The 24,249-nt window shown below is 64.4% G+C and carries 20 protein-coding genes and 5 pseudogenes; 10 read left to right on the top strand and 15 right to left on the bottom strand.

All coding sequences use genetic code 11. The features are described 5' to 3' along the window. The first annotated feature begins 216 nt into the window (after nt 1-216). Nucleotides 217-885 carry a PAS and ANTAR domain-containing protein gene (locus ACVWWN_RS01395; RefSeq protein WP_457142264.1) on the top strand — a complete coding sequence of 223 codons (669 nt, stop codon included), beginning with the start codon at nt 217-219 and terminating at the stop codon, nt 883-885. 1,045 nt (nt 886-1,930) lie between these two features. Here ACVWWN_RS01395 and ACVWWN_RS01390 read toward each other — a convergent pair. Together ACVWWN_RS01390 and ACVWWN_RS01385 are read right to left on the bottom strand one after the other, a co-directional pair. Then, a pseudogene (locus ACVWWN_RS01390) lies at nt 1,931-2,254 on the bottom strand (CoA-disulfide reductase); the annotation flags it as partial. A gap of 103 nt (nt 2,255-2,357) precedes the next feature. Further along, nucleotides 2,358-2,811: pseudogene (locus tag ACVWWN_RS01385) on the bottom strand (arsenate reductase ArsC); the annotation flags it as partial. Here ACVWWN_RS01385 and ACVWWN_RS01380 point away from each other — a divergent pair. Next, a pseudogene (locus ACVWWN_RS01380) lies at nt 2,810-3,375 on the top strand (transposase); the annotation flags it as partial. The pseudogenes ACVWWN_RS01385 and ACVWWN_RS01380 overlap by 2 nt on opposite strands. A 330-nt stretch (nt 3,376-3,705) precedes the next feature. Here ACVWWN_RS01380 and ACVWWN_RS01375 read toward each other — a convergent pair. Beyond that, nucleotides 3,706-5,109, bottom strand: a complete 1,404-nt coding sequence (locus ACVWWN_RS01375) for an IS1380 family transposase (protein ID WP_457142260.1) — start codon at nt 5,107-5,109, stop codon at nt 3,706-3,708. 584 nt (nt 5,110-5,693) lie between these two features. Between ACVWWN_RS01375 and ACVWWN_RS01370 the strand changes: the two genes are divergently transcribed. From ACVWWN_RS01370 to ACVWWN_RS01355, 4 genes and pseudogenes are all read left to right on the top strand, one after another. After that, nucleotides 5,694-6,383 carry an ANTAR domain-containing protein gene (locus ACVWWN_RS01370; RefSeq protein ID WP_457142263.1) on the top strand — a complete coding sequence of 230 codons (690 nt, stop codon included), beginning with the start codon at nt 5,694-5,696 and terminating at the stop codon, nt 6,381-6,383. Nucleotides 6,384-7,052: 669 nt separating this feature from the next. Then, complete coding sequence (locus tag ACVWWN_RS01365) at nt 7,053-7,616, top strand: ANTAR domain-containing protein (protein WP_457142262.1); 564 nt, start codon at nt 7,053-7,055, stop codon at nt 7,614-7,616. Nucleotides 7,617-8,172: 556 nt separating this feature from the next. Continuing rightward, nucleotides 8,173-8,541, top strand: coding sequence for a helix-turn-helix transcriptional regulator (locus ACVWWN_RS01360; RefSeq protein ID WP_457142261.1), 369 nt, complete (start codon nt 8,173-8,175; stop codon nt 8,539-8,541). A gap of 679 nt (nt 8,542-9,220) precedes the next feature. Continuing rightward, nucleotides 9,221-9,685: pseudogene (locus ACVWWN_RS01355) on the top strand (AAA family ATPase); the annotation flags it as partial. Between the two features lie 2,304 nt (nt 9,686-11,989). Here the strand turns inward: ACVWWN_RS01355 and ACVWWN_RS01350 are convergent. Continuing rightward, nucleotides 11,990-12,328, bottom strand: a complete 339-nt coding sequence (locus ACVWWN_RS01350) for a VOC family protein (RefSeq protein WP_457142400.1) — start codon at nt 12,326-12,328, stop codon at nt 11,990-11,992. Nucleotides 12,329-12,483: 155 nt separating this feature from the next. Here ACVWWN_RS01350 and ACVWWN_RS01345 point away from each other — a divergent pair, with 155 nt between their 5' ends. Then, complete coding sequence (locus ACVWWN_RS01345) at nt 12,484-13,887, top strand: IS1380 family transposase (RefSeq protein ID WP_457142260.1); 1,404 nt, start codon at nt 12,484-12,486, stop codon at nt 13,885-13,887. 107 nt (nt 13,888-13,994) lie between these two features. Here the strand turns inward: ACVWWN_RS01345 and ACVWWN_RS01340 are convergent, their stop codons facing one another. Continuing rightward, entirely contained in the window at nt 13,995-14,321 is a 327-nt protein-coding gene (locus ACVWWN_RS01340; RefSeq protein WP_457142259.1) for a hypothetical protein, read from the bottom strand. A gap of 348 nt (nt 14,322-14,669) precedes the next feature. Then, nucleotides 14,670-14,816, bottom strand: coding sequence for a hypothetical protein (locus tag ACVWWN_RS01335; protein ID WP_457142258.1), 147 nt, complete (start codon nt 14,814-14,816; stop codon nt 14,670-14,672). 202 nt (nt 14,817-15,018) lie between these two features. Here ACVWWN_RS01335 and ACVWWN_RS01330 point away from each other — a divergent pair, with 202 nt between their 5' ends. Then, entirely contained in the window at nt 15,019-15,420 is a 402-nt protein-coding gene (locus ACVWWN_RS01330; protein WP_457142257.1) for an ATP-binding protein, read from the top strand. A gap of 141 nt (nt 15,421-15,561) precedes the next feature. Here ACVWWN_RS01330 and ACVWWN_RS01325 read toward each other — a convergent pair whose 3' ends face one another. From ACVWWN_RS01325 to ACVWWN_RS01315, 3 genes and pseudogenes are all read right to left on the bottom strand, one after another. Next, nucleotides 15,562-16,455 (bottom strand): IS3 family transposase, encoded by an 894-nt coding sequence (locus ACVWWN_RS01325; RefSeq protein WP_457142256.1) that lies wholly within the window; start codon nt 16,453-16,455, stop codon nt 15,562-15,564. Continuing rightward, complete coding sequence (locus ACVWWN_RS01320) at nt 16,452-16,703, bottom strand: hypothetical protein (RefSeq protein ID WP_457142412.1); 252 nt, start codon at nt 16,701-16,703, stop codon at nt 16,452-16,454. Before ACVWWN_RS01320 ends, ACVWWN_RS01325 begins: the two co-directional genes overlap by 4 nt. Nucleotides 16,704-16,710: 7 nt before the next feature. Further along, a pseudogene (locus ACVWWN_RS01315) lies at nt 16,711-16,767 on the bottom strand (hypothetical protein); the annotation flags it as partial. A 263-nt stretch (nt 16,768-17,030) separates the two neighbouring features. Here ACVWWN_RS01315 and ACVWWN_RS01310 point away from each other — a divergent pair. Together ACVWWN_RS01310 and ilvA are read left to right on the top strand one after the other, a co-directional pair. Next, nucleotides 17,031-17,192: a hypothetical protein gene (locus ACVWWN_RS01310; RefSeq protein ID WP_457142255.1), complete on the top strand. Its 162-nt coding sequence runs from the start codon at nt 17,031-17,033 to the stop codon at nt 17,190-17,192. Nucleotides 17,193-17,251: 59 nt separating this feature from the next. Continuing rightward, entirely contained in the window at nt 17,252-18,415 is a 1,164-nt protein-coding gene (gene ilvA / locus ACVWWN_RS01305; protein WP_457142399.1) for a threonine ammonia-lyase, read from the top strand. Nucleotides 18,416-18,504: 89 nt separating this feature from the next. On the opposite strand, the gene ACVWWN_RS01300 is transcribed toward ilvA, so the two are convergent. The 6 genes from ACVWWN_RS01300 to ACVWWN_RS01275 all read right to left on the bottom strand — a co-directional run bounded on the left by ACVWWN_RS01300 (nt 18,505) and on the right by ACVWWN_RS01275 (nt 24,240). Next, nucleotides 18,505-20,163 carry a dipeptide ABC transporter ATP-binding protein gene (locus ACVWWN_RS01300; protein ID WP_457142254.1) on the bottom strand — a complete coding sequence of 553 codons (1,659 nt, stop codon included), beginning with the start codon at nt 20,161-20,163 and terminating at the stop codon, nt 18,505-18,507. 1 nt (nt 20,164) lies between these two features. Further along, nucleotides 20,165-21,118, bottom strand: a complete 954-nt coding sequence (locus tag ACVWWN_RS01295) for an ABC transporter permease (protein WP_457142253.1) — start codon at nt 21,116-21,118, stop codon at nt 20,165-20,167. A 3-nt stretch (nt 21,119-21,121) separates the two neighbouring features. After that, the gene (locus ACVWWN_RS01290; protein WP_457142252.1) at nt 21,122-22,216 is read right to left on the bottom strand and encodes an ABC transporter permease; all 1,095 of its coding nucleotides are present in this window, start codon (nt 22,214-22,216) and stop codon (nt 21,122-21,124) included. Beyond that, nucleotides 22,213-23,706, bottom strand: a complete 1,494-nt coding sequence (locus ACVWWN_RS01285) for an ABC transporter substrate-binding protein (RefSeq protein WP_457142398.1) — start codon at nt 23,704-23,706, stop codon at nt 22,213-22,215. The genes ACVWWN_RS01290 and ACVWWN_RS01285 overlap by 4 nt, the downstream gene beginning before the upstream one ends. 271 nt (nt 23,707-23,977) lie before the next feature. Continuing rightward, nucleotides 23,978-24,112 carry a hypothetical protein gene (locus ACVWWN_RS01280; RefSeq protein ID WP_457142251.1) on the bottom strand — a complete coding sequence of 45 codons (135 nt, stop codon included), beginning with the start codon at nt 24,110-24,112 and terminating at the stop codon, nt 23,978-23,980. After that, nucleotides 24,109-24,240 (bottom strand): hypothetical protein, encoded by a 132-nt coding sequence (locus ACVWWN_RS01275; protein ID WP_457142250.1) that lies wholly within the window; start codon nt 24,238-24,240, stop codon nt 24,109-24,111. The genes ACVWWN_RS01280 and ACVWWN_RS01275 overlap by 4 nt, the downstream gene beginning before the upstream one ends. Nucleotides 24,241-24,249: the final 9 nt, after the last annotated feature.

Raw genomic sequence — 24,249 nt, 5'->3', positions numbered from 1 at the left:
TGTGGGGCTGTACCGCTGGCAGCGGGGGACGCGAGGCAGGCTGCGTCCAAGGTGATGTCACGCCAGGCGATGGGGGAGTTGCAACGCCAAGCGTTCAGCAGCTAGCGCCAGGCGCGCTATCGCCGCCTCACCCAGCGGGGCGCGTGTCATGGACTGCTTGGGTGCCTCAGCGTTCGTTCATTCACCGCCTCGGCTGCGGTCGGATAGGTTCCACCCATGGCTGAGGGTCCTAGCGCGAATTCTGAACTCGAGCAGGCCCTGTCTGGCGGCATACCGCACCCCACGGGGTGGTTTCGGTTGTTCTTCGACGACGAACGTTGGGAATGGTCACCCGAAGTAGAACGACTGCACGGCTATGAACCCGGCACCACCCAACCCACAACGAACATGGTGCTTTCCCATAAGCATCCCGAGGCTGATCAGCGGGTAGCCGCCACCCTCGACGACATCCTTCGAACCCATCAGCCGTTCAGCACCCGCCACCGCATCATCGACGTCCAAGGACGCACCCATGAGGTCATCGTGGTCGCCCAATTGCTACACGGCCAAGACGGTGACGTTATCGGAACGACCGGCTTCTATGTCGACGTAACCTTCCCGCCCCAGGAGCGCGAAACCTTCATCACCGACGCGGTTGCCGAGATAGCCGAGAACCGCGCCGTCATCGAACAAGTCAAGGGCATCTTGATGCTGGTCTATCGCGTTGACGCCGACGCTGCGTTCGATCTCCTCAAATGGCGGTCGCAGGAAGGTAACATCAAACTGCGCGTGATTGCCGAACAGCTGCTGGCCGATTTCCGGACACTTGATTACGACGACACGCTGCCGCCACGCTCAATCTTTGACCAACTACTGCTAACGACGCACGACCGCGTTGGGCAGTGAAGCTTGCTGGGAGCGAAACCGGGAACGGGCCGGCCCGACGCTGGTCGACGTCATCGGGCTCGGCGCGTTTGGTATGGCGGGCCGCGCGCCACGATGTGCGCGCCGAGCTGCGTGTTGAACCGTGAGTACACGCGATCGGGGTTTTATCGCCGGGGCCGGGAGGGTGGAGCGTGGGCAGCACGCGCCGACCCGCTGCGCGGCCTTACCCTTGAGAAGTGCCGACTAGAGGACGCAGGCCGGGCGGATCCGTGTCATCAACGGCCACCCGCCGGTTTCGCCGTTGGACCGTCGTGGAGGACAGCCGGTATTCCGGCGGCCCGCACGGCTGGCGACTGAGTTGCGCAATCGCGAAGGGTGTTAGGAACCACGATCGACTCGCGTCGCGATCTGCGCATCCGCTACACCGAACCCGCGTCGTGCCGCCAGGCCGGGGTCACGAACCTCGACCACTACGGGATCTCTGACTGAAAGATCCGATCTGATGACTCAGAAGATTTGCTTTGATTGCTTCCATAAGTTGTTCCCCGACAAACGAATTCAGAAGATTACGTTGGGTCGGCAATGCGTTGTGTGCAAAGCGCAAACGGATCGAACGGAGCAGATGGTTCCGGTTGAGGCAGAGAATATTCCGCCGGTTACACAAATAGCTCAAGTGCCGCGTATGAGTACACCCAACTGAACGGCATGCCGACCGGCATTTTGCTATATATGTGGCTGCCCGAGGAGCGGGCCGGGTGGGGTCGAAATGCCGGCCAGCCGAGCCCCGCGATCCGCGCCATGTTCGGGCAATGAGCGCCGATGTCGATTAGGCCCAGGCCGAGGGAGCGAGTTGTCACATCGCTGTGACAGCCGCGGCCACCGCGAGCCAAAACAGTAGCGGTCCACCATTGGGTACGTATTGGGCACAAAATCGTTTGAACTAGCCTAAATATAGCCCTCAGCTGCACGGAAGCTGGGGGCAACCTGACGCCATGTTGCAGCAGCACGCCGAGCGCGGCGTGCTTGATCATCTATTTCTCCATCGCACTACTGGTAGTGGCGGTCGCGCGTCGTAGGCGAGTTGTTGGGGGGTGCCGTCGAGGTCGAGGACATCGAGGGTGTGGTCGTCGACGTTGATTTTGGTGGCGGTGGTGTCGGTAAGCACCTGCATACCGGTGGCGGCCAGATCGGTGGCGGTGCGGTGCGCCAGATGGGTCCAGTGGGTGACTTTCCCGGAGACGTAGTAGGGGATGCCGGAATTGGAGAAGTTCGGGTAGGCGTCAGCCACCACGACGGTGACGTTGGTGGTGGGGTCGAGTTCGCGGATGCGCAGGGCGGCGCTGGTTCCGGCGTCGCTGCCGCCGATCGCGACGATATGGCGTGCGGGCATGACATGTCTCTCTTCTGCGGAAGGGAATGGGGGCGGGACGTGTCCGGCTGGGGCGGTGGTCGACGCGTCGCAATGGGTGCCGATTGTGGTTGAGGGTGCGGGTTTAGCGGGTGATGGTGACATTCAGGTCGGCCAGCAGCCGGTGGATGCGTTCTTCGATGTCGTCGCGGATGGGCCGCACCGCGTCGAGGTCTTGGCCGGCGGGGTCTGGGAGTCCCAGTTCTCGTAGCGTTTTCCGGGGAAGATGGGGCAGGCGTCCCCGCAGCCCATGGTGATGACCACGTCGGCGGCTTGCACGATTTCGTCGGTCCAGGGTTTGGGGTATTCACCGGTGATGTCGATACCGATCTCGGCCATGGCGGCCACGGCGACCGGGTTGATCTGGTCACCGGGTTCGGATCCGCCCGACCAGGCGACTGCCTGCGGCCGGCGAGGTGGGTGAAGAATCCCAGGGCCATCTGTGAGCGGCTGGCGTTGTGGGTGCACAGGAACAGCAGGGCGGGTTTCCCGTCGCTGATTTCGCCTTCCACCCGGGCCAGGGCGTGTAGGCGTTGGCGAAACCGCGGCACCGCCGATGTGTGCATCGTGGTCTGCGACGGCCTCCAGGGGCTATCCGAGGCGATCAACACCGTGTGGTCGCGGGCTGTCGTGCAGATATGTGTGATTCATCTGTTGCGCAACACCTTTCGCTACGCGTCACGCAAATATTGGGATCAGATCGCCAAGGATATCCGCCCGGTCTGCACCGCGGCGACCGAGGCCGCGGCCGAGGAACGCTTCACCGAGTTGACCGCCAAAGAGGGCGCCCAGTACCCGGCGATCACGCAGCTGTGGGAGAACGCCTGGAGCGGGTTCGTGCGTTCCCGGACGACGACGTCGAGGTCCGCCGCGTCATCTGCTCCACAAACGCGGTGGAATCACTGAATATCCGCTACCGGCGGGCAATTCGGGTCCGCGGACACTTTGCGACCGAACAGGCCGCGATGAAGTGCCTCTACCTGGTGACCCGATCCCTAGACTCCACCGGCCGCGGTAAGGCGCGATCGGCAATGAGGTAGAAGCCCGCACTCAATGCGTTCGCGATCACCTTCAACGGCCGGATCACGGCGACTGGCAACTAACCAATGCCAGGATCAGATCCATCGTTTATCGGACACTCCCGCGGCGGCCGCATACTGACTCTCTGGCGGAACTACCTGCTCACGTTTCGACCGGAACCGACAGAGGGGTTTGAAATTCCAGCCGGTGATACCGCCTGCAGTGCGCGCTCCGACGACTCTGGGACTGAATCGGACTGGCCGAAGGGTGTGGCCTAAGCCTCGATCCACCGATGAATTGGTGTAGCCGTGACTGGGGTGCTTTTGGCGGTCGTTTCTGGTCGTGAGCAGCGGGTATCTGCTGGTCTGGCCAGCTTTTCCTGTGGTGTTGCGGTCGGGCCTGTCGGCGGGTGGTCAGGATGTCGTTGTCAGCGGTGGGCTGTGGCCGATGGTGTTGTGCCACAGTGTGAGCCAGGCTTTTGACCATGGCCAGTGGGTGGGTAGATGCAAGATGGGTCGGCGTTGCGGGCGGGCCAGCCGGGCGGGGATAGTGACGATGCGCCGCCGCAGGGTGGCTCCGCGGGCCACGCTGTGAGTGCCTCCGGCCAGCGTGCCGGCCGCGCGGAGCAGGTTGTGGGCGATGGCCGCGCACAGGATCCAGGCGGAGTTGGCGCCGAACCGCCCGGAAGGCATATGCGCCAGGGGCCCGTCAATCAGGTCGGCGAACACGGATTCGATGATCGCGTGGCGGCGATGAGTGATATCGGCGGCATCGACGGGTTCGTCGGTGTCGGTGAAGAACGGGTGATACCGCCATACCGGGAATAACGCGTCGGGGTAGCGGGCGTCTTTGACGCGGCGCACGATTAACCTGGCGGTCATCGCATGCGGTGTGGAACTGAAGGCGGTGTAGGAAGTTTCGGCGACCTCGGCATCAGAGATCCACTGCCCGGTGTCCGGGTCACGCACAGCACCGGGGTAAGACACCGCAGTCCAGGCAGTATCGGGGATCGCGGCGATGGCTGCGGCCACGGTGCGGTTCTTGTTCAGCACCAGCGAGAACCGTGCGCCGGCGCGTCGGCATGCAGCCACCACCGGACCGTTTCCGTAGGCGGAGTCGCCGCGTACCAGGATCTGGCCGGTGACCCCGGCCGCGCGGGCGGTGGCTACTGCTTGGGCGATCATGCGGGCTGCGCCTTTGCCGGAGTTGGCCTTGCCCGCGCGTAGGCGTGCACCGGCGATCACCGGCACACCCGCCTCGGTGCTGATCGTGGTGACCAGCGGCGACAGGCCTTTACGCAGAATCTGTCGGCCGGCGATCTTGGTGTGCCCGTAACTTGCACCCTGTTTGGCGTGCCCGTAGACCGGGCGCAACAGCGAGTCGATGTCGATGAACGCCCGCTGGTCGGCACCAGCGAGCAACTCGACCCGTTCACACAAGCCCGCGAGATGCTCACGTAGAACTGATTCCAGTTGTCTGGCATGGCCGAAAGTGAACTCCCGCAACAGCGTTCCGACCGTGGAGGGGGCATAGACCCCGCCGAAGAGTGTCTTCATCCCACCCGAGCGCACGATATCAAGGTCATCGATGCTGTCCGCGCCGGCACACATGCCCGCAATAAAAGTGGCCAGCTTCGGCGCCGGGTTGGCCGATCCGGACTTGATCCGCGGCCCCGGGATCCGAATCTTATCGGCCAACAACTGCGCCAAGCCGGTCTGGCCTGCCAGTGCCATCACTGGGACCAGCCCGGCGCACGACACGAGATGATCGTCATCGAAGACAGCCGACGACGCGATGAACCCATGGGACACTTGCACCGAAAGTGCCTTTCTGAACTGGCCCGAGTGATGCGTAGAGAACATCAATCATCCCAGCTCAAAGGGCACTTTCTTCACACCGACACCCACCCACACCAAATAGTTCATCGGTGGATCGAGGCTAAGCGCGATCGGAGCGGAGCGGGAGCGGGCGCTGGCTGAATGAGGCGGCGCATCGGGCAGTCAGGGATCGGCCCCAGCCCGCTACCGAGTGATGCGTTCAGGCTGCCTCCCGGCGATTGCCAGCAACAGCGCGGCTTTGGAGGTAGACCGCAGAAGGGCGGAGGGTTGCTGGACAAGTAAGCGTTTGTAGTGAAGATGAACGTCGGTAACTGACGAGACGGTAAGCTGATCGCAGCGACGGGTCTAGCCGGGTTGCGTGGAAGATTCCCGTCGCTAGATGTCCGAGGACGCCGTCCCCTGCGTTGGCCACACAGCGCCTGCCTAGGCCACCGATTCTCTGCCGATGCGGGTAACTCTGTGTTGGTAGAGAAACCAGCCGTGAGATGTTGCCGCCGCCGCGTTGATTGTGCAAACAGTCGCCATGGGCGTGGGCAATTGACGACCCGGAAGGCCGGTGCTTCATGTCCCAGGACAACAGCCTCAATGACGCTCTTGAGTCAGCAATGCGCGGACTGACCACGGCATTCTCGAAGCCAGTTGATGTCGAGCAGACCTTGATCCGTGTCACAACCGCTGCAGTCGACCTCGTTGACGGCGTCGATTTTGCCGACGTCATGCTGGTCGACGAGGGAGAATTCCGCTCCGTTGCGCCCACCGACACGCTGGTAACCGATCTAGACCAAGTGCAAATGCGCCACCATCAGGGCCCCTGCCTAGAAGCGGCGCAGGCCGACTCGATAGTGCGCAGCACTGACCTCCGCCAGGAACAACGCTGGCCACGATTCGTCGCTGCGGCAATCGCATTGGGCGTTCACAGCACCCTGTCATTTCAGCTGTACACCCACCGCCAAGGCTCTGGCGCACTCAACCTTCTCAGCAAGCAGCCCCACGGGTTCGACTTTCACGCAGAGACCACCCTGGCGATGCTGGCCACCCACGCAGCAATCACCCTCATCGCTGCGGAAAAAGAGACTCAATTCCACTCGGCGCTGGCCAGCCGAGACGTCATCGGCCAAGCCAAAGGCATCATTATGGAACGCTTTAAACTTGATGCCGGCCGCTCCTTCGCCTTGCTCACCAGACTCTCGCAGGACACCAACACGCCCCTGCGGTTGGTCGCCCAGCGCCTAGTTGATTCGCCTCGCGAATGATGTTGGCGTTCAGTACATTTGTGGCCGCTTCTGCGACACCTGAACTGGCTGTCCCGAAGAGTCGATATCAGACTTGCCGTCTCAATTCTTTAGAAACAAGATGGGCTCGGTGTGATTGCTGCGGCCGCTGGCGGGTAGTCGAGGGTGATGGGACTGCTACCTCCATCTCACGCAGACACGTCTGCTAGCTTCGCTCCCTCTTGGACCCATCGCCTAGCCGATGCATCGAATCGTCAAGGAAAGCTGTCGCTGACCTCCGAGGTCATCGAGGCGGTGACCAACGGTGCAGTCAAACCTGTAGCAATGCCCGAACGATCTGTCAGATGTCCGCGCAGATCCGTCAGCACGCTGCGTTGCAGCGCGAACAATCGGTGGCGGCGCGGGAACGAGCGGCGGCGGCGCGCTCGGCGGCGCCCTCACCGAAACGGCGGTTCCGAGGGCATGAGTAGATTCTCGGATGATCGGCCGAAAGACGACCTGCGGGGTAGTGCTCAGGCGCAGCCAGCTGGCGGCGCCAGTGTTTCACTGTTCGCCGGGATCGGCGAAATATGTGATATCGGGATGCTTGGGACGAAAGCTGACGGGGCGGCGTTGGCGGTCTTAACCCGGTCGGCTGGTGCCCGGGAGCTTGTGTACGCTACCGACACCGTCGCCCAGCAACTTGACGAAATGCAATACACGCTCGGTGAGGGTCCCTGCTTTGACGCCTACCTCGACGCTCGCCCCCAGTTTCACCCCGAACTGGCAAGCGTCACCCCCCAGACCTCCAGATGGCCTACGTTCGCCGCCGAGGCGGCACAGTTAGGAGTGCATGCGCTGTTTGCATTTCCCATACCCCACCCGCGGCAACCGATGGGAGTGCTCGAGCTGTACCGCCGCAGCACCGGCAGCCTGCCCGACGGTGAATGCGCTGCGGCCGCGGAATGCGCATCAGCGATCGCTCACCGACTGCAGTCGAATTGGGATGACCACGTCGCCCGCTTCGGGAACGCCGACCAGGCTATCGACGCCCTCGCGACCAACGACGCCGCGCTGAGCGAACCCGCTGACCCGTTTACCCGCACACAAATCCACGTAGCCGCCGGCATGGTCGCCATAGATCTGCGGGTCAACCCCGACGAGGCAGTCGACCGGCTACGCGCTTATTCCTATGCCTGTGGTCGTCGTGTCTCCTCCGTAGCCGCCGACATCATCGCCCGCCGACTCACACTGCATGATGAGCCCGACGGATGACTATTCGCCCTGCTGCGTGTCCACTATTGGCGGCTGCCTCAACTCCATCGCGCTCGTTCTCAGCGCCGAGTGAAGTTCCAGGCGCCCGGCGATATGACGCCGTTGCCTAGCCACAGGGCGTAGATGGCCTGTTGTCGTCGGCACTCGCAAGAAGAACTGGCGATCACGGCGGAGCCCCGTGTCAAAATCGCTTCAGGGGCGCGATTGACCATTGATCGCGGCGACCAAACGGCGGCAGCCCAGCTGACCGAGGTCACAACGAAGGGTGCGACGACTCGAGGAGAAGGCGGCGGGCTAACACGGGTCGAGACGATGAATGCGATATTGAACAACGGCCTGGGCCGCTACGGTGACGCCCTCGCCGTTGCGCAACGCGCCGCCGAACAGAGCGGGTTTGGCGACGTGTCGAACTGGGCCGCCGCCGAGCTCGTCGAAGCCGCGATACGTAGCGGTGCCACTGACATCGCGGCTGATGCCCTGCGCCGGCTGATGGAGACGACCAGTGCCTGTGGCACCGATTGGGCGTTGGGCGTGGAGGCGCGGTCGCGCGCTGCTCATGGAGGGCGCCGAGGCCGAGCGTTGGTATTGCGAGAGGATCGAGCGGCTTGGTCGGACCCGTGTGCGCACACAACTTGCCCGCGCCCACCTTGTCTATGGCGAATGGTTGCGCCGCCAGCGCCGCCGGATTGAAGCGAGTACCCAGCTGCGTATCTCACACGACATGTTCGAAACCATGGGTATGGAAGCGTTCGCCGAGCGGGCCCGGCGTGAGTTTGGGGCCACCGGGGCGACCGCGCGCAAGCGCACCACCATCAGCGGGCCGCAGCTGACACCCCAAGAAGAACAGATCGCCCGGTTGGCCGGCGAAGGCTTGACCAACCCCGATATCGGCGCGCGCCTGTTCGTCAGTGCCAAGACCGGCTGATCCAACCTGGAGGCGTTAGCTCCGAATCGGCTCGCCTCATAACCTCCCACGTAGGCGGAAGGCCGACGAAAGGGCGGCGGCTGGTCGATCACTGATCGCGTGGCCGGTCGTCCGGGTAGGGCGGCAAGCCGCCAGATCGACTGACGCTCGGCGGACAAACTGGCCAGATGTTCTACTTGTTGGTGTCCACCGGCAGGGGAGAGCGGCCAATATCGTTGTGGTCCGCCGCTCCTAGCATTGTGGAACCAACGATCGGGGGCGTCACAGTCGCGGAGATGACTGTGGCCTCCAAATCCGCTGAGAAACCACGATAATTCGAAGCCCGCCAGATTCAGTGCGATTACCGCTAGACACATCGAGACCGGACAAGCAGTGTCCGGTCCCAATTCATTTGGCGGCTATATGCGGGGAACCGCCAGAAATACTGCACCTTCGAGGCGCGTTTTTGTGTCGAACTACTTGACGGTTCCGATTATGTTGCCGTCCCGGGGAGTACCTGGAACTGCCGGGACGGCTCAATTGCAGCGGTTGTCTGCCCACCTTCATCCTCGGTGACGTGTCGAACCGTGCCGGAACGTCGGCGAGCACGGCTCGGCTCGCGTTGTCAGCCGCTCGAGCACGATGCCGAATAGATTTTGAGGGTTGAGATCATGGGTGAGGGTGCGACTATGTGTGGGTTATGGAGCTGATCGACCGCGGCACCGAACGCAGACTGCTCGATGGGGTGCTGCGGGATGTGGGTTCGGGTCACAGTCGGGTGTTGGTGCTGCAGGGCGATCCGGGCGTCGGTAAGTCGGCGTTGCTGGAGTATCTGGCTAGCCGAGCATCGGGCTGCCGTTTGGTTCGTGCTGCTGGTGTGGAACCGGAGATGGAGCTCGCCTATGCTGCGCTGCACCAGTTGTGCATGCCAATGCTGGATGGTCTCGATCGTCTCCCGCCGCCGCAGCGGGATGCTCTGGGGACGGCGTTCGGGCTCAGCGCGGGGCCGGCACCGGATCGGTTTCTGATCGGGCTGGCCGTTTTAAGCCTGTTGTCTGATGTCGCCGACGAGCAGCCTCTGCTGTGTCTGGTCGATGACGTGCAGTGGCTGGACCGCGCCTCCGCGCAAGCCCTCGCCTTTGTCGGCCGCCGACTCGGCGCCGAATCGGTGGCGTTGATCGTGGCGAGCCGTGTCGTCAGCCCCGACCTGGCCGCTCTGCCGGAGATGCAGGTCATCGGCTTGCGGAAGGCAGATGCGCGGGCGCTGTTGGACGCGGTGTTGACCGCGCCGCTCGATGCGCGGCTTCGCGACCAGTTCGTGGCCGAGACGGGCGGTAACCCGTTGGCGTTGCTGGAGTTGCCGCGCGGTCTGGGTGTGCATGAACTGGCCGGCGGGTTCGGATTACCAGGTGCCGAGCCGCTGTCAGCGGCGGTGGAGGAAAGCTTCCGGCGTGGGGTGCAGGCCGTCCCGGAGCAGACTCGCCGGCTGCTGCTGTTGGCGGCGGCCGAGCCGTTGGGTGATCCGGTGTTGTTGTGGCGGGCGGCCGTAACGTCGGGTATCGGCGCCGAGGCGGCCTTACCGGCAGCCGCGGCCGGGCTGGCCGAGTTCGGTGCCCGGGTGCGGTTCCGCCATCCGCTGGCGCGTTCGGCGGTGTACCGCTCGGCCTCTATTCGGGAAAGGCAGCTGGCGCATGGTGCGCTGGCCGATGCGACCGATCCGCACAGCGACCCGGATCGGCGTGCTTGGCACCGGGCTCAGGCGGCCGAGGGACCCGATGAGGACGTCGCCGCCGAGTTGGCGAGTTCGGCTGGCCGTGCGCGGGCGCGCGGTGGTCTGGCTGCTGCGGCCGCATTTCTGGAGCGGGCGACGATACTGACGTTAGAACCAGGCCTGCGGGCCGAGCGCGCCCTGGCCGCTGCATCGGGCAACCTGGATGCGGGGGCGTTCGCCGCGGCGGTGGACCTGCTGGCCAGGGCCGAGAGCGGTCCGCTTACCGGTCACCAGGGTGCGCGCGCTGATCTCATCCGCGCCCAGCTCGCCTACGTCACCGGCCGCGGCGGCGACGCTCCGGCGCTGCTGCTGAAGGCCGCGCAATGCCTTGAGCCGATCGACGCCGCGCTGGCACGTGCGACGTATCTGGAGGCGCTGACGGCGGGAGTTTTCGCCGGCCGACTAGCCGTCGGCAACGCCCTGGAGGTGGCCCGCGCCGCCCAGGGGTCGCCGCGCCCGTCGACTCTGCGGCTCCCCGACCTTCTCCTCGATGGCCTCGTCGCATTCGCCATCGACGGATACGTGGCGGCGCTGCCGATCTTGCGCCGGGCGATCAGCACGGCCCACGGCACCACGTCGCCTGATGAACAGCTGCGTTGCCTGTACCCGACCGTCGTTGCGGCGATGCGCGGCTGGGATGACGCAAGCTGGGAGGTGCTCTCGGAACGCCACGTCGAGGTGGTTCGCGGCGCCGGCGCGCTAAGTGAGCTGCCACTGGCACTTACTGTGCGTGCGTTGATGCATGTGTTCGCCGGTGAATTGAGCGCCGCACAAACGCTGGTCCAGAAGCTGCCGACGGTGACCCAGGAGCTGGAAATGGTGACAGAGGCCATCGGCAGCAGCATGTTCAAATATGGTACATACGTTGCCATTACGGTCGCTGCGTTCCGCGGCGACCAAACGGCGCTAACCCAGCTGACCGAGGCCACGACACAGCTCGCGATGAGGCGGGGCGAAGGCGGCCCGCTGACGTGGGTTGAGATCATGAACGCGATTTCGTCTAACGGCGTCGGCCGCTACGGTGACGCCATGGCCGTTGCGCAACGCGCCGCCGAAGAGACCGGGTTTGGCGACCATTCGCAGTGGGCCGCCGCCGAGCTCGTCGAAGCGGCCGTACGCAGCGGTGCCGCGGACACCGCAACCGAAGCTCTGAATCGGCTTGCCGAGACGACCAGCGCCTGTGGCACTGAGTGGGCGCTGGGCGTCGAGGCCCGTTCGCGCGCCCTACTCAGCGATGGAATCGATGCCGAGCGCTTGTATTGGGAGGCGATCGAGCGCCTTGGCCGGACGCGCATGCGGCCCGACCTCGCCCGCGCTCATCTGCTCTATGGGGAATGGCTGCGCCGCCAGCGCCGCCGCGTTGACGCGCGAACACAACTGCGCATCGCGCACGAGATGTTCGAAACCATGGGTATGGACGCGTTCGCCGAGCGGACCCGGCGCGAGCTTGCCGCCACCGGTGAGACCGCGCGCAAGAGCACCACCATCGCCACCGGGCCACAGCTGACACCCCAGGAAGCCCAGATCGGTCGGTTGGCCGGCGTTAGCTCCGAATCGGCTCGCCTCATAACCTCCCACGTAGGCGGAAAGCCAAGGGAAAGGGAGGCGGCGTGGTCGACCGCCGACTGCGTAGCCGCTCGTCCGAGTAGGCCGCCAAGATCGACGGTAGGGGAGCCCCGGATGATTGGTCGGCTCGCGCTACAGATCTCGCTGATGGGTCAGCACGTTGACGACGTTAGCGGCCGCATCGGCGAAGAAAAACCGTCGGACGCCCCAGTCCTCGTTGCTCAGCGGATGCACGATCTGCAACCCGGCGTCGACGGCGGATTGGTAGGCGGAATCCACGTCATCAACCTCGATGGACACCATCGGGTTAACGGGCGCTGTCGCGTCCCTTGTCATCAAGCTGAACTGGTGTCGGAGGTCGTCGTCGGCCAGCGTGGCGATCCAACCAAGGTTCATCACTTCGCGAAGTCCGAACACCTGCACGTAGGCATCGCGCGCCGCATCGACGTCGGGCACGGTGAAGACCGGCATCACACGGCGCACAGTCATATCGCAGGCCCCTAAACCTCGATCCACCGATGAACTATTTGGTGTGGGTGGGTGTCGGTGTGAAGAAAGTGCCCTTTGAGCTGGGATGATTGATGTTCTCTACGCATCACTCGGGCCAGTTCAGAAAGGCACTTTCGGTGCAAGTGTCCCATGGGTTCATCGCGTCGTCGGCTGTCTTCGATGACGATCATCTCGTGTCGTGCGCCGGGCTGGTCCCAGTGATGGCACTGGCAGGCCAGACCGGCTTGGCGCAGTTGTTGGCCGATAAGATTCGGATCCCGGGGCCGCGGATCAAGTCCGGATCGGCCAACCCGGCGCCGAAGCTGGCCACTTTTATTGCGGGCATGTGTGCCGGCGCGGACAGCATCGATGACCTTGATATCGTGCGCTCGGGTGGGATGAAGACACTCTTCGGCGGGGTCTATGCCCCCTCCACGGTCGGAACGCTGTTGCGGGAGTTCACTTTCGGCCATGCCAGACAACTGGAATCAGTTCTACGTGAGCATCTCGCGGGCTTGTGTGAACGGGTCGAGTTGCTCGCTGGTGCCGACCAGCGGGCGTTCATCGACATCGACTCGCTGTTGCGCCCGGTCTACGGGCACGCCAAACAGGGTGCAAGTTACGGGCACACCAAGATCGCCGGCCGACAGATTCTGCGTAAAGGCCTGTCGCCGCTGGTCACCACGATCAGCACCGAGGCGGGTGTGCCGGTGATCGCCGGTGCACGCCTACGCGCGGGCAAGGCCAACTCCGGCAAAGGCGCAGCCCGCATGATCGCCCAAGCAGTAGCCACCGCCCGCGCGGCCGGGGTCACCGGCCAGATCCTGGTACGCGGCGACTCCGCCTACGGAAACGGTCCGGTGGTGGCTGCATGCCGACGCGCCGGCGCACGGTTCTCGCTGGTGCTGAACAAGAACCGCACCGTGGCCGCAGCCATCGCCGCGATCCCCGATACTGCCTGGACTGCGGTGTCTTACCCCGGTGCTGTGCGTGACCCGGACACCGGGCAGTGGATCTCTGATGCCGAGGTCGCCGAAACTTCCTACACCGCCTTCAGTTCCACACCGCATGCGATGACCGCCAGGTTAATCGTGCGCCGCGTCAAAGACGCCCGCTACCCCGACGCGTTATTCCCGGTATGGCGGTATCACCCGTTCTTCACCGACACCGACGAACCCGTCGATGCCGCCGATATCACTCATCGCCGCCACGCGATCATCGAATCCGTGTTCGCCGACCTGATTGACGGGCCCCTGGCGCATATGCCTTCCGGGCGGTTCGGCGCCAACTCCGCCTGGATCCTGTGCGCGGCCATCGCCCACAACCTGCTCCGCGCGGCCGGCACGCTGGCCGGAGGCACTCACAGCGTGGCCCGCGGAGCCACCCTGCGGCGGCGCATCGTCACTATCCCCGCCCGGCTGGCCCGCCCGCAACGCCGACCCATCTTGCATCTACCCACCCACTGGCCATGGTCAAAAGCCTGGCTCACACTGTGGCACAACACCATCGGCCACAGCCCACCGCTGACAACGACATCCTGACCACCCGCCGACAGGCCCGACCGCAACACCACAGGAAAAGCTGGCCAGACCAGCAGATACCCGCTGCTCACGACCAGAAACGACCGCCAAAAGCACCCCAGTCACGGCTACACCAATTCATCGGTGGATCGAGGTTTAGTGCGCGGCTTGAGAGGCTTGCCCTTCACCAGTCGGGTTCCAACCCATGTCTTCGCGTAGGCGGCGAACTTGATATCGGCCCATTTCTTCGCGGCCCGTTGCTCGGATGTGGCGGGTGGACTCCACAGGTCGCGGTCGAGCTCTCTGCGCCTGCCGACCAGCCAAGCTTCGGCGTCGATCTTGCGGGCGTAGGTGTGCGGAGCCTGGTAGAGGCGGCCGTCTGGGGCTGTATAGGCGGCCATCCATCGGCCGGAGCGGTATTGACGCACCCGGCCGAATCCTCGGCGGCTACCCATCGTTGCACCACATATGCACCATTTAACCTAGCAGAACTGTTCTCTTGTGTTCGTAACTGTTTGTGGGTACTGTTTCGCATATCAGCAGGTAAATACCCGCTGTAGCAGCAACAACATAATACAGGAAGTTTGCTCAGGTACTGGTTCAATCCCAGTATCGCGCACCACGTTTCACCTGCGCGTTTGGGCGAAAATTTGAGGTGTATGACCTAAATATGACCTGACGCGATCGGCGAGCTGGCAACCAACATAAAGGTTGCAGCCATGTCCACCACCAATACCGTCGTCTCCGACCTTGCCGACATCCCGCATCCGGCCGGCGGAGGACGTCACGGACGCCCCCAGCCGCTATTTCGTCGGTTCCTCGTGGCTTGTTGAGCGCGACAGCGACGACATCAGCGTCCTGATCAACGGCATGATCGCGTCGAGTACGTCATCACGGTCCAGGACGTCAGGACCGAGGTGTTCCCGTCGCTCACCGCCGGGCAGGCGCACCAGCTAGGCGTGGCGCTGGTTGAGGCCGCTTTCGAGATGGCGCGCTGACAATCGGGAACCGATCCGCGCTGATCCGCGTCTGGCCTACGGTTCAGCCCGTCATCAGTGATCCCCAAGGGTGGCGAGCCGACTCATATGTCACCGGGCATGCATTGAATCGCAACGATGTACGTGCGCGGTTGAGATGCGAAGATCTGTTGTGATGGAGTTGATCGGCCGCCGCAGCGAACGCAGCCTGCTCGATGGAGTGCTGCGGGACATGCGGTCGGGTCAAAGTCGAGTGCTGGTTATCCATGGCGATCCGGGCATCGGCAAATCGGCACTGATGGACTACTTGGCGATGCAGGCAACGGGGTCACGGCTCATCCGCACCGCCGGCGTTGAGTCGGAGATGGAACTCGCCTATGCCGCACTGCACCAGTTGTGCAGGCCGATGCTGGATCGCCTCGAGCGGCTTCCGCCTCCACAGCGGGACGCCCGGGGGTTACCGGCATCTGCGGGCGAGTGGGTTTCCGTTCCCGGCTGGCGGCTGGCGGCTGGCGGCTGGCGGCTGGCGGCTGGCGGGCTGGCGGGCTGGCTAGCGCCCCGTGCACGGCGCGCTTGATCAGCGTGCTTGTCACACGCTAGAGAATGCTTCCCCCTGTAGGACCGGCGCACAGATTGCTATCTCAACTGCCGTCTTGCTCAGCAGGAGGATCGAAGTCCGTTCACCGCGATTGGGGTTCCCCTGAAAAAGTGGACACGGTTAGCTTGATTGCTGATTGATCCGTGAGGTGATCTCGAAGTTGATGGGTGAGGTCATTCCCAGTGAGCTATGCCGTCTGTGACGATTGTAGTAGCGAAGGTAATTGTCAAGTCCTGCAGTAAGATTCGCATGCGACGTGAAAGCGTCACGCTTGTAGTACTCATGCTTGACTGTCGACCATAGCGATTCGGAGCCGGCGTTGTCCCAGCATATTCCGGTGGCGCCCATGGAGCGGAGTAGGCCGTGATCGGAGCATGCTTTGGCCAGGTCGTGGCTGGTGTATTGGGTGCCCCTGTCGCTGTGCAAAATGGTGCCGGCCACCGCACCACCACGGGTAAACACCGCCGCGTCCACCGCCTGCTGCACGAGCTCGGTGCGCATGTGGTCGGCCACTGACCAGCCCAACACCCGTCGTGAGTGCTCGTCACGGATCGCGCACAGGTAGGCGTCCCCTTCTCCGCAGGTCAAGTAGGTGATGTCGGAGGTCCACACCGCATCAAGGCGGCCCTGATCGAAGACACGGCCCACCCGATCGGGCGGAAACGACGCCGCCGGATCGACCATCGTGGTCTTGACCTTGAAGGTCCGCGGACTGATGCCCTCGATACCCATCTCGGCCATGATCGCCGCGACAGTGTTCACCGACACCGAGATACCGGCTGCGTGCAGGTCGGCGGTGATGCGCGGTGAGCCGTAGGTACGCTTCGATTCCTTCCAGTGCGCCAGGATCTTGACCTCCAGATCCCGGCGCCACTGCTGGCGTGACGTGGGTTCGGTGCGCCGCTGCCGCGCCGCCCAGGCGTAGAAACCAGAGCGTGAGACACCGAGAAGCTCAGCCAGTGTCGCGATGTCATGGTCGGCGCACTCCGCGGCGATGAGCTCGAACCGACTCACCGATGTTGCTGTGCCGCAAAGTACGCCGATACTTTTTTCAGGAACGCGATATCTCGGTCCTTGTCGGCAAGCTCAGCGCGCAACCGCACCAACTCGGCGTGTTCGCGGGCCGTCAGGTCCCCCTCGGGGGGCCCATGGCGGGCCTCGCTGGCTGCCCCGTCCCGGACCCGTTCCTCGCGCACCCACTTGCCCAGCAGGCTCTCGTGCAGATTGAGCTCGCGCCACCTCCGAGACCGGCCGGCCCCCATCAATCACCCGACGAGCAGCCTCCACCTTGAACTCTGGTGTGAACGACCGACGCGTCCGCGACATGTCGACATCCTTCCAGCAGGACACAGTCCCGCTATCTCAGGTGTCCACTGGAACTGGGGAACCTCAGATCTTGCGGTGGGTAACTGCCCACAGAGATCCGATGGCGTTCGGATGGATTTCGCCACGGTGAGGTAGTCACCTCGGCAAGTAGGCATCCATGCGTAAACACGAGTCGTGAGCGTGTTCCGCTATCGCGACGGTCCACAGGTCTAGCGTTGGCTATGTCCCGATGACGCATCGGCTTGGAACAGCATCTTCGACGAGTGGGTAAGCGAGGCCAAAATATGAACGCCGATGACATCATTGCCAATGATGCCCACGGTGATGCGCTCCGGCTGTCCGCCACCGCATTCGCGCGGTGGGGTGTCGATTATCCGGCTGACCCTGTGGGGGATCCGGCGGCGGTTCGCGAGCTGCGGGTCTAGCTGTGGAGCTGCTCACGCTCGATCAGATCAAAGCGGCGGCGGACCGGCTGAGGCCGGTGATGCGACAAACCCCGGTGATCGCGTCGCGGGTGCTGTCGGATCGCACGGGCGAACAGGTGTGGCTTAAGTGCGAGAACCTGCAACGCACTGGGTCATTCAAGCCCCGCGGGGCCTACAACCGGATCGCCAATCTGAGTGTCGAGGACCGGGCTCGCGGTGTGGTCGCGGCCAGCGCAGGCAACCATGCGCAAGGAGTTGCGTGGGCTGCGACCGAGCTAGGGATCGCGTCGACGGTGTTCATGCCGGTCAACGTCCCGCTCCCAAAGTTGTTGGCCACCAAGGCGTATGGTGCGCAAGTTCACCTGATCGGCGAGTCGGTCGACGACGCGCTGGTCGCGGCGCGTGAATATTCGGAGCAGCACGGCACGGTGTTGATCCACCCGTTCGATCACGCCGACATCGTCGCCGGCCAGGCCACCGTCGGGCTGGAAATCCTGAAGCAGATTCGAAATGTCGCAACCATCGTGGTGCCAACCGGCGGTGGAGGTCTGGTCGCCGGAATTGCTGCGGCGGTGCACTTTCTGGCGCCACAGGTCCGGGTGATCGGAGTGCAGGCCGCGAACGCGGCGGCCTGGCCGAGTTCGTTGGCCGCCGGACAGCCCGTGCGGGCGGAGTCGATGTCGACGATGGCTGACGGCATCGCCGTGGCATTGCCCGGAGTGATCCCGTTTGCCCATGTAAGGGCATTCGCCGACTCGGTTCGCACGGTCAGCGAAGACGCGCTGTCGCGCGCTCTGTTGCTCTGCATGGAGCGTGCGAAACTCATCGTCGAACCTGCCGGGGCGGCAGCAGTGGCAGCGCTGATGACATCGGCACCCCAACTCAGCCTCCACGGCCCCGTTTGCGCGGTCTTGTCGGGTGGCAATATCGACCCGCTGGTGTTGACCCACGTGATCACCCACGGCCTGCGCGCAGCCGGACGATATCTCGCGGTGAAAATCACCATCCCGGATCGCCCCGGCGGGCTCAGCAGACTGCTCGGCGTGGTCAGCGAAAGCGGGGCCAGCGTGCTCGACGTGGTGCACTCCCGCACAGCACCCAAGCTGGCACTGGACGAAGTTGAGGTGATGCTTACCGTCGAAACCCGGGGTCCGGCACACCGGGACGAGGTATTGGCCGCCCTCGACGGCGCGGGATTCGTCGTCTCCGTGGAGGACAATTAGCGCGCGCCTGCCTGACGGCGGCCGTCTCCCCGAGCACGGAGCCGGAGATGGGCTCGGTGGCCAGGAAGGTCGCCGACACCGCCGGGGATTCAGTCGAACAGCCCGGCGCTGGCCTCCCGCCTGCGGCGCTGCACTTCGGGATCGGGTACCGGCACCGCGGCGACGAGCCGTTGGGTGTACTCGGTCTGCGGGTTACGCAGGATTTGATCCCGCGGGCCCATCTCCTGCAGCAAGCCGTCGCGCAGCACCGCGACGTCGTCGGCCAGCCGGTCCACCACGGCCAGGTCGTGGCTGATGAACAGGCAGGCGAACGCCCATTCCCGCTGCAGCTCCTCGAACAGGTCGAGCACCGACGCCTGGACCGACACGTCGAGCGCGCTGGTGGGCTCGTCGGCGACCAGCAGGTCGGGGCTCAGCGCCAGCGCCCGCGCCAGGTTCGCGCGCTGCCGCTGCCCACCGGACAGCTCGTGCGGGTAGCGCGCGGCGGTGTCTTTGGGCAGCCGCACCGCGTCGAGCAGCTCGGCAACGCGGGCCGTGCACTCCGCGCCGCGCATCACCTTGTGCACTTTCAGCGGCTCGGCGACGCAGTCGCCCACGCGAAGACGCGGATTCAGCGAGGTCGCCGGATCCTGGAACACGAAGCCGAACTTCGCGCGCACGGGCCGGAGCTGCTTCTCGGACATGGCGGTGATGTCCTGGCCGAGAATCTTGACCGTACCGGTCGTCGGCTTCTGCAGCGCCGCAACGCAACGCCCGATCGTGGACTTGCCTGAGCCCGACTCCCCGACCAGGCCAAGGGTCTTGCCGCGGTCGATGCTGAACGTGACGTCGTCGACCGCCTTGAACGCCGCCGAGCCGATCGCACCAGGGAACTCGACGCTGAGACGATCGATCTCCAGCACGTTCTCCGTCTTGGTCTGTGGGCCGGCTTGGTGTTCGGGGTTGCCCTGCCCTAGGTGCGGCACCGCCGCCAGCAGGGTGCGGGTGTAATCCTGCGACGGCTCAGCGAAAAGCTTTGCCACAGTCGCGATCTCGATGACCTTGCCGGCGTTCATGACGACGACCCGGTCTGCCAGGTCGGCGACCACCCCCATGTTGTGGGTGATCAGCACGATGGCGCTGCCCAGCCGATCCCGCAGGTCGCGCAACAGTTCCAGGATTTCGGCCTGAACCGTGACATCCAGCGCGGTGGTCGGCTCGTCGGCGAGGATCACCTGCGGGTCGCAGGCGATAGCGCAGGCGATGACCACGCGCTGCTTCTGCCCGCCGGACAGCTGATGCGGATAGAAGCCGTACCGCTGTTCGGGATCGGGTAGCCGCACGAGCCGCAGCAGATCGATTGCCTTGTCCCGGGCCTGCTTTCGGTCGACGTCGGTGTGCGCGCGGATGGCCTCGCTGATCTGGTAGCCGACAGTGAACAGCGGGTCCAGCGCCGCGCCCGGTTCCTGGAACACCATCGCGATGTCCTTACCGCGCAGCGCGGTGAACTGCTTGTCGGAGAGCCCGGCGACGTCGCGATCGCCAAGCAGCACCGTGCCGGTGACCCGGGCGGTGTCCGGCAGCAGCCCGATCGCGGCTCGTGACGACACCGACTTGCCGGAACCGGATTCGCCGACGACGGCCAGCACCTCGCCGGGTTTCACGTCGAATGTGACATCGTCGACGGCGCGTACCGGACCGGCGTCGGTGCTGAAGGTCACGGAAAGCTGACGATACGAGAGGGCGGCTGCCTCTGGTGCTTGCGTCATGTCAGTTCGCCGCCCGCCGGGTGCGAAGCAGTGGGTTGAGCACCTCGTTAATGCTCTCCCCGACCAGGGTCATGCCCAGCACCGCCAACACGATCGCCGTACCGGGAAACACCGCGGTCCACCAGATGCCGTTGGAGATGTCCGAGAGTGCCTTGTTCAGGTCGTAACCCCATTCGGCGGCCTTAGTCGGCTCGATGCCGAAGCCGAGGAACCCCAGACCGGCCAGCGTCAGGATCGCCTCCGCGCCGTTCAGGGTGATGATCACGGGAAGTGACGAGGTGACGTTGGACAGTATGTGGCGGAACAGGATTCGCGTCGTGCTGGCGCCGGTGACGCGGGCGGCGTCAACAAACGGCTCGACTTTGACCGCCAGCGTCGCGTTGCGGACCACGCGGAAGTACTGCGGCACAAACACCGCCATGATCGCTACGGATGCCGACAAGATGCCGCCCAGCGTGCCGGACTGCCCGGCCACAAGGACAATGGACACCACGATCGCCAGCAGCAGCGACGGCATCGCGTACAGCGCGTCCATCACCAGCACCAGCACCCGGTCCAGCCAGCCACCGCGATAACCGGACACCAGACCGAGCACGACACCGAGCAGCAGCGAGATGATCAGCGACAACACGATCACCATCAGCGCGGTGCGGGCGCCGTAGATCACCCGCGAGTACACGTCCTCGCCCCGCACTGAGGTGCCGAACCAGTGCTGCGCCGACGGTGCCTGCTGGCGCACGAATTCGACGCCGTCCGCGCTGGTCTGGGCGAAGCCGTATCTTGCCAGCAGCGGCGCGAAAAGCGCCACCAGGATGAAGCCCGCGACGAGCACCAACCCGAGGACGAGGGTGGCGCGTTGCAACCCGTGGGTGGAACGCAGCAGCCCCAGACCCGGGAACGCGCGGCTCTTCGGCTGTTCGACGACGAGCCTGTCGGCGCCCGCGGCGATCGTCATCTCCTAGAACCTCACCCTCGGGTCGATGAGCGCCACCGCCAGGTCGATCACGAAGCTCATCACCGCCACGACAATCGCGATGAGCGTGACGATGCCCTGCACGGCGACGAAGTCGCGCGCCGAAAGATAGCGCGCCAGTTGCAGTCCCAGCCCGTTCCATTCGAACGTGGTCTCGGTGAGTACCGCGCCGCCGAGCAGCAGGGCGATCTGCATGCCCATCACTGTCACCACCGGGACGAGCGCGTTGCGGAACGCGTGGCGGCGGGTCACGACGCCGTCGGAGAGCCCGCGGGCCCGCGCCGCGTCGACATACCCGGCGCGCAGGGTCTGCAGCATGTTCACCCGGACCAGGCGCAGGAACACGCCGCCGGTCAGCAGTCCGAGGGCCAGCGCAGGCAGCACCGCGTGTTTGAGAACGTCGACGATGTAGGTGCTGTTGCCGTAGAGGATGGCGTCGACGACAGCGATGTGGGTCTGCGGCCGCACGCCGGCCAATGCGATCTCGGTGGACGCACTGAAGCGGCCGGACGCGGGCAGCCAACCCAGCTTTACCGAGAACAGCAGCTTAAGCAGCATGCCGACGAAGAACACCGGGGCGGCGTAGAACAGCACCGCCAGCAGCCGCAGGACTACGTCGGGCACGCGGTCCCGGTGCGTTGCGGCAAACAGCCCCAACGGGATTCCAACGATCATCGCGATTAGCAGGGCCCACACCGCCAGCTCCAGGGTGGCGGCGCCGTTGACCACGATCAGGTCGCTGATCGGGCGTCTGTCGGTCAGCGTGGCGCCGAAGTCGCCGCGGAACAGGCCGGTGAGATAGTCCCAGTACTGTGACAGCAGCGGACGGTCGAACCCCGCCGCCGCCTTGCGCTCAGCGATCTGCGCCGGGGCGAGTCGGCCGCCGGCGGACGCGGTGATCGGGTCCCCGATACCACGCATCAGGAAGAACACCAGGGTGACCAGGATCCACGCGGTCGGGATGATCAGCAGCGCCCGCACGCCGAGATAACGGGCCAAGGCGCCGTAGCGCGACTGCCCGCCGGCACGCTTGGCCGGTTGCGGGGCGGCGGCCGGCGCCGCCTCCGTGGTGGCCGTCATGCCGCCTTCCTCGCCGAGCTCTGCAACGGCGCGAACTCGAACTTGAACGACTTGTCCAGGGTGATGCCCTCAATGTCCTTGCCCGCTACGGCGATCTGTTTTCCGGTCAGCAGCGGGATCGTCGACAAGTAGTTGTTGGCCATTTCGTCCTGGATCTTGGTGATGATCGCTGCCCGCTTGGCCGGGTCGGACTGCGTCGCTTCGTCCGTGATGAGCGCGGTGATGTCGGGGTTCTCGAAGTGGTTGCCCAGGAAGTTGTCCGGGGTGAAGAACGGCGTCAGGTAGTTGTCGGCGTCGGGGAAGTCGGGGAACCAGCCGAGCTGGTAGAGCGGGTAGGCATCCTTGACTCGTTCGGCGGTGTAGGTCACCCATTCGGTGGACTGTAGGTTGACCCGGAACAGCCCGGTGGCGTCCAGCTGGCCCTTGATCGCGGCGTATTCCTCCGACGACGACACCCCGTAGTGGTCGGGGTTGTACTGCAGGTTCAGCGCGACCGGCGTCGGAACTTGGGCGTCGGCAAGGTATTTCGCGGCCTTGGTGCGGTCGGGTTTGGTGCCGTAGGCGTCCTTGAACGCCTCGTTGGCGCCTGGGATGCTGTCCGGGATAACCGAGTACGCCGGCGTGTAGGTGCCCTTGTACACGTCACGGGCCAGCGCGTCGCGGTCCAGCGACACGGCGATCGCTTTGCGGATCGCCAGCTTCTGCGCGGGGGTGGAGCCGGGCATGGTGTTCATGTTGAAGACGATGTAGCGCAGTTCCCCGCCGGGACCCTCATGAACGACGAGGTTGGGGTTTTTCCGGAGTCCCTCGATGTCGGTGGGCGACAGGCTGCGCGCCGCGACGTCGATGGCCTGGTTCTCGATGTCGATCTTGAGGTTGTCGGTGTTGGCGTAGTACTTGATGCCGACGAGTTCCGTCTTGGGCTTGCCGAAGAGCCCCTGATAGTCGGGGTTGGCGCGCAGGCCGATGAGCTGATTCTTGGCGTAGGTCGTCATCGTGAAGGGACCCGCGAACGGCTCGGCAGCGGCGATGGCGTTGTCGTCGAGCACCTTGTCCGGCGGGAACACCTCTTCGTCGATGATCGGTCCGGCATTGGTGGCGAGCACCTGGGGGAAGGTCTGGTCGTTGGGCAGCTTCAGCTTGAAGTCCACCGTCAACGGATCCGGCGTCTCGACGCTGTCGAGGTTGGCCAGCAGCGACTGCGGTCCGTTGGGGTCGTTGATCTTGTTCTCCCTGTCGATGGAGAACTTGACGTCCGAGGACATCAGCGCGTGTCCGTTGGCGAACTTGAGGTTCGGCTTGAGCTTGCAGGTGTAGGTCGTCGGCGCCGTGAAGTCGCAGCGTTGCGCGATGTCCGGTTTCAGATCGCCACTGCCCGGGACGAAGTTCATCAGGAACGGATACACCTGGTTCATCACCTGTAGCGACCCGTTGTCGTACGAGCCCGCAGGGTCGAGTGAGGAGACCTTGTCGGTGGTTCCAACGGTCAGGTAGTTACCGCTAACCGCATCAGCCGGACGACCGAGTCCGCATCCGGGGACGACGAGCGCAAGGGCGGCTAGCGCAGCGAAATGCTTACCGCCGACCAGAGACGCTAGGGACGGCGCAGTGTAGGCACGTTGTCGTACTCCGATTGCATAACGCTAGCTGGATCGGCGCCGGTTCGGGCGACATTGGCCAGCGTGCGTTGCCACGGCGATCCAAGTGGCTGACTGTCTCGAATCATGAGTTAGGAAGGACGCCAGGGAAAGACCCGGACGGCTACCGGGCGGCGTTCACCGCCTGACACGCTTGCAGGATCTTCTCGGCGAACACCTCGGGTGAGGCGACGAACACGGCGTGGTCGTCCTCGATGGTGACGACGGTAGCGTGCGGTATTGCGTCGACGACTTTCATCTGCCGTCCTGCGGCACTACGGAGTCCCTCGTCGTTACCAGGACCGACACCGGGACGTCGACATCGCCGATCCACGTGTGCGAGGTGAAGTCCGCAACCGCCACGAGTGCCGCAGTGACCGTCGACATACTGGTCAG

The organism is Mycobacterium sp. URHB0021 (assembly GCF_054057895.1).
Note: the sequence above shows the minus strand (reverse complement) of the source record. Positions and strands in the feature narration are given on the sequence as shown.

What these genes read in the sequence shown, in the direction of transcription:
- ACVWWN_RS01300 (WP_457142254.1), bottom strand. Translation starts at nt 20,163, where the DNA reads ATGACGCAAGCACCAGAGGCAGCCGCCCTCTCGTATCGTCAGCTTTCC.
- ACVWWN_RS01395 (WP_457142264.1), top strand. Translation starts at nt 217, where the DNA reads ATGGCTGAGGGTCCTAGCGCGAATTCTGAACTCGAGCAGGCCCTGTCT.
- ACVWWN_RS01350 (WP_457142400.1), bottom strand. Translation starts at nt 12,328, where the DNA reads ATGCCGGTCTTCACCGTGCCCGACGTCGATGCGGCGCGCGATGCCTAC.
- ilvA (WP_457142399.1), top strand. Translation starts at nt 17,252, where the DNA reads ATGCGACAAACCCCGGTGATCGCGTCGCGGGTGCTGTCGGATCGCACG.
- ACVWWN_RS01280 (WP_457142251.1), bottom strand. Translation starts at nt 24,112, where the DNA reads ATGAAAGTCGTCGACGCAATACCGCACGCTACCGTCGTCACCATCGAG.
- ACVWWN_RS01360 (WP_457142261.1), top strand. Translation starts at nt 8,173, where the DNA reads ATGGAGGGCGCCGAGGCCGAGCGTTGGTATTGCGAGAGGATCGAGCGG.
- ACVWWN_RS01295 (WP_457142253.1), bottom strand. Translation starts at nt 21,118, where the DNA reads ATGACGATCGCCGCGGGCGCCGACAGGCTCGTCGTCGAACAGCCGAAG.
- ACVWWN_RS01340 (WP_457142259.1), bottom strand. Translation starts at nt 14,321, where the DNA reads ATGGGTAGCCGCCGAGGATTCGGCCGGGTGCGTCAATACCGCTCCGGC.
- ACVWWN_RS01365 (WP_457142262.1), top strand. Translation starts at nt 7,053, where the DNA reads ATGCAATACACGCTCGGTGAGGGTCCCTGCTTTGACGCCTACCTCGAC.
- ACVWWN_RS01290 (WP_457142252.1), bottom strand. Translation starts at nt 22,216, where the DNA reads ATGACGGCCACCACGGAGGCGGCGCCGGCCGCCGCCCCGCAACCGGCC.
- ACVWWN_RS01275 (WP_457142250.1), bottom strand. Translation starts at nt 24,240, where the DNA reads ATGTCGACGGTCACTGCGGCACTCGTGGCGGTTGCGGACTTCACCTCG.
- ACVWWN_RS01370 (WP_457142263.1), top strand. Translation starts at nt 5,694, where the DNA reads ATGTCCCAGGACAACAGCCTCAATGACGCTCTTGAGTCAGCAATGCGC.
- ACVWWN_RS01320 (WP_457142412.1), bottom strand. Translation starts at nt 16,703, where the DNA reads ATGGGGGCCGGCCGGTCTCGGAGGTGGCGCGAGCTCAATCTGCACGAG.
- ACVWWN_RS01330 (WP_457142257.1), top strand. Translation starts at nt 15,019, where the DNA reads ATGGAGTTGATCGGCCGCCGCAGCGAACGCAGCCTGCTCGATGGAGTG.